This window comes from Marinobacter sp. UBA5687, assembly GCF_002420325.1.
In the GTDB taxonomy this organism is placed as follows: domain Bacteria; phylum Pseudomonadota; class Gammaproteobacteria; order Pseudomonadales; family Oleiphilaceae; genus Marinobacter; species Marinobacter nauticus.
This window is the reverse complement of sequence record NZ_DIHV01000154.1, coordinates 1-4,242: the sequence shown is the minus strand read 5'-3', so window position 1 is coordinate 4,242 and position 4,242 is coordinate 1. Positions and strand designations below refer to the sequence as shown.

Annotated in this window: 3 protein-coding genes; all 3 read right to left on the bottom strand. The window is 58.9% G+C overall.

Features of this window, described 5'->3' with window-relative positions; genetic code table 11:
• On the bottom strand, positions 1-1,192 hold a 1,192-nt coding region (locus B3Y70_RS16715; protein ID WP_288590146.1), incomplete at its 3' end, for an adenosylhomocysteinase.
• A gap of 536 nt (positions 1,193-1,728) precedes the next feature.
• Complete coding sequence (metK, locus tag B3Y70_RS16710; RefSeq protein WP_273031043.1) at positions 1,729-2,919, bottom strand: methionine adenosyltransferase; 1,191 nt, start codon at positions 2,917-2,919, stop codon at positions 1,729-1,731.
• 143 nt (positions 2,920-3,062) lie between these two features.
• Positions 3,063-4,064 carry a metalloregulator ArsR/SmtB family transcription factor gene (locus B3Y70_RS16705; protein ID WP_041655001.1) on the bottom strand — a complete coding sequence of 334 codons (1,002 nt, stop codon included), beginning with the start codon at positions 4,062-4,064 and terminating at the stop codon, positions 3,063-3,065.
• Positions 4,065-4,242: the final 178 nt, after the last annotated feature.

Sequence of the window (4,242 nt, the reverse complement as noted above, 5' to 3'; positions counted from 1 at the left end):
CGAACAGGAAGATCTGCGCCAGTACCTGGTTGGCGAAGGAGCCGTCCATGATCCGGCTTGGGTGGCCGGTGGCGTTGCCCAGGTTCACCAGGCGGCCTTCCGACAGCAGGATCAGGTGGTCGTTGCTGGCCTTGTCGCGGTAGATCACGTGCACCTGCGGCTTGACCTCGTCCCACTCCCAGTTCTTGCGCATGTAGGCGGTATCGATTTCATTATCGAAGTGGCCGATGTTGCACACCACGGCGCCGTTCTTCAGGGCTTTCAGCATGTTCGCGTCACACACGTTGACGTTACCAGTGGTGGTTACCAGCAGGTCAGTGGTGCCCAGCAGGTCGGTGTTGATGCCTTGCTCGGTGCCGGTGTTGATGCCGTCGATGTATGGAGACACCACTTCAAAACCGTCCATGCAAGCCTGCATGGCGCAGATCGGGTCGGCTTCGGTGACTTTGACGATCATGCCTTCCTGGCGCAGGGACAGCGCAGAACCCTTGCCCACATCGCCGTAACCGATCACCAGCGCTTTCTTGCCGGACAGCAGGTGGTCGGTGGCGCGCTTGATAGCGTCGTTCAGGCTGTGGCGGCAGCCGTACTTGTTGTCGTTCTTGGACTTGGTGACCGAGTCGTTAACGTTGATGGCCGGGATCTTCAGGGTGCCGTCACGCAGCATTTCCTGCAGACGGTGCACGCCGGTGGTGGTTTCTTCAGTAACACCGTGGCACTTGGCAATCACCTGCGGGTATTCCTTGTGCAGCAGCTCGGTCAGGTCGCCGCCGTCGTCCAGGATCATGTTCGGTTCCCAGCCGTCTACGTCTGCGCCCACGGTTTTGTGCAGGCACCATTCGTATTCTTCGTCGGTTTCACCCTTCCACGCGAACACGGGAATGCCTTGCGCCGCTATGGCGGCTGCAGCCTGATCCTGGGTGGAAAAGATGTTGCAGGATGACCAGCGCACGTTGGCGCCCAGCTCGACCAGTGTTTCAATCAACACGGCAGTCTGGATGGTCATGTGGATGCAGCCCATGATGTTGGCGCCTTTCAGCGGCTGCTCCGCTTTGTACTTCTCGCGCAGTTTCATCAGGGCGGGCATTTCGCCTTCGGCGATCTTGATTTCTTTGCGGCCCCAGTCGGCGAGGGTGATGTCGCGGACTTTGTAGTCGTCGAAATTGTTCAGTTTTTCTGCTGGAGTGCTCATGGTGTTCTCCTGTCAGCTTCTCTTTGCGACCCCGGAACGTTTTCGGGTACCGCTCATATTGGTGTAGTCGGAGTCGGGGAATGCCTTTCGCGGAACCGCTACGAGCACCCGCGGGCGGGTCCGGCCAGCAATCATAGATTGCTGTCGTTCGGCTGCGCATGAAGCTCCGCTTCATAAACGCTTGCCTCACCCATGTGCGCTTCTCTCCGGCCATCCATGGCCTCCGAAATTCCGCGAAAGGCATTCCCCGCCTCCTCTTATAAACCTTGGGCGTATGTCGTCTCCGATACGCCTGAATCTCTTACGGAGATTGAGTAGCCTCCGATTATTACTGGATAAACTGTCACCTAATGTTTGAACGCGGTGGTGAGGTAAGTCCTTCGGGGACTGTTGAGGGCCATGGACGGCCCGAAACAAGCGCACATGGATGTGCTTGTAGCGTGTCCCCGAAGGACTTACCTCAGCGCCGCCACCTCCAGACGGTGGCGGGCTGGGCCAAAAATAGGGCCCAACTCAAAGCGTCAGACCCAAAATCGTCAGATACCCGCAGCATCCTTCAGAGCCGCAGCGCGGTCAGTCTTCTCCCACGGGAACGCGGTGAAGGTCTTGCCGCCAACGGTCATCTCGTACGGATCACGGCCGAAGTGGCCGTAGGCTGCGGTGGCCCGGTACATCGGGTGCAGCAGGTCCAGCATGTTGGTGATGGCATACGGGCGCAGGTCGAAGTGCGCGCGCACCAGGTCGATGATCTTGTCGTCACTGATCTTGCCGGTGCCGAAGGTGTTCAGGGAAATGGAGGTCGGCTGGGCCACACCAATGGCGTAGGACACCTGAATCTCGCATTTCTCGGCCAGGCCGGCGGCCACGATGTTCTTGGCTACGTAACGGCCGGCGTAGGCGGCGGAACGGTCGACCTTTGAGGGGTCTTTACCGGAGAAGGCACCGCCACCGTGACGGGCCATGCCGCCATAGGTATCTACGATGATCTTACGGCCAGTCAGGCCACAGTCGCCCACCGGGCCGCCAATCACGAACTTGCCGGTTGGGTTGATATGGAACTGGGTGTCTTTGTGCAGCAGTTCAGCCGGCAGGGTGTGCTTGACGATCAGCTCCATCACGGCTTCTTTCAGGTCGGCCTGGCTGACGTCCGGGTCGTGCTGCGTCGACAGAACTACGGCATCGATGCCCGCTACCTTGCCGTTTTCGTAGCGGCAGGTAACCTGGCTCTTGGCGTCCGGGCGAAGCCACGGCAGCAGGCCGCTCTTGCGGGCTTCGGCCTGGCGCTGCACCAGGCGGTGCGAGAAGGTGATCGGTGCCGGCATCAGCACGTCGGTTTCGTTGCTGGCATAGCCGAACATCAGGCCCTGGTCACCCGCACCCTGGTCTTCCGGCTTCTGGCGGTCAACGCCCTGGGCGATGTCGACGGACTGTTTGCCGATGATGTTGATCACACCACAGGTGTCGCCGTCGTAGCCTACTTCCGAGGAGGTGTAGCCGATGTCTTTGATCACACCGCGTACCAGGTCTTCCAGATCGACCCAGGCGCTGGTGGTGATTTCACCGCCGACGATGGCCACGCCGGTCTTGACCATGGTTTCGCAGGCCACGCGCGCGTGCGGATCGTCGGTCAGGATGGCGTCCAGTACCGCATCGGAAATCTGGTCGGCCAGTTTGTCCGGATGGCCTTCGGAGACCGATTCGGAGGTGAAGATGTTGTAGTCAGACATAGGTGTGCTCCTCTTGAGCGATTGCAAATTCGTACCGGCTCCGTCCTGTTTGACCTACCGGCTGCCTTGGTTGTTGTCAGGGCATACGTAAAACTACCTACACCCATATCAAAAGTTTTTGATATTCCTGTGACGGCGATTGGTTACGCCGCTTCCGTACTCTTCCAGAATTCTCTTACCTGTACCTGGAACCCGTTGCGCAGGCCTATAAACAGCTGTTCGCCGGCGGTCAGCCCGGCGTCGGCCGCCCAGGAAGTCAGTTCTTCCGGCTCGAAGCCCAGCCACAGGTCGCCGCAGTTTTCCTTGGCCCAGTCCTGGTCGTGACTGCACAGATCACTGACGACCAGACAACCGCCACTGTTCATCAGGGCTGCGGCGTCCAGAAAAATGTCCGCCGGGCTGGGCACATGGTGCAGCACCATGTTGGCTACAATCAGGTCAAAGGCGTCGCCCCGCGCCAGCAGGGTGTCGGTCACGCCTTCGATCAGGTCGACGTTGTTCAGGTGTTCCTCTATGCAGGTGCGCGTCGCCTTGGCCAGCATGTCTTTGCTGTTGTCCAGGCCAACCACATGCTGGAACAGCTCCGACAGTACCGGCAGGAACCCGCCTTCACCCGGTCCGATTTCCAGAACGCTCAGCCATGACTGCCTCGCTGCACGCTTGCGAATCAGTTCCGCGGTAGGCTCGGCGTAAAGGTCAAAGGCTGCAATCAGCTCCTGCTGTTCCCGGAATTGTTCGGAGTGCCGGGAGAAAAAGGCCTGGGACTGTCCCGCCCGCTGCTCTCGTATGGCTTCAATTTTTTCGTCCAGATGCCGGGGCAGGGCAACCCTGTCGACGGTTTCGAAAATCTGGCGGATTGCCTGGTCGGCCAGTTTGTCACTGTCCAGATTCAGCGGGCGACGATAGAAAATGGCATTGCCTTCCCGCTGGGGCTCCAGCAAGCCGGCCTTGTGCATCACTTTCAGGTGATGGCTCATGCCGGACTGGCGCATGTCGAACATCTGGCTCAGCTCCAGCACACCGAAGGTGTCCCGCCGCAGTACCCGCAGGATTTCCAGGCGCAGCGGGTCGCCGCTCGCCTTGAAGATCGGGGCCAGTACGTCCACAGAGGACAATTCATTCGCATGTGCATTGAGTGAGGTCATGGTTGGCAAGTGTAGGGGCGTTCTGTTGGTCGATCAATAGCCATATCAAAATTTTTTGATATAGATTTATGAGTTCTGTGAAATCAGTCGGTTTGGTGATTTTGTGCCGGCTTCATCGGAAAACCACTACATATGGATTTGCCCCGGCATACCCTAATCGGCGAAAATACGCGCCTTC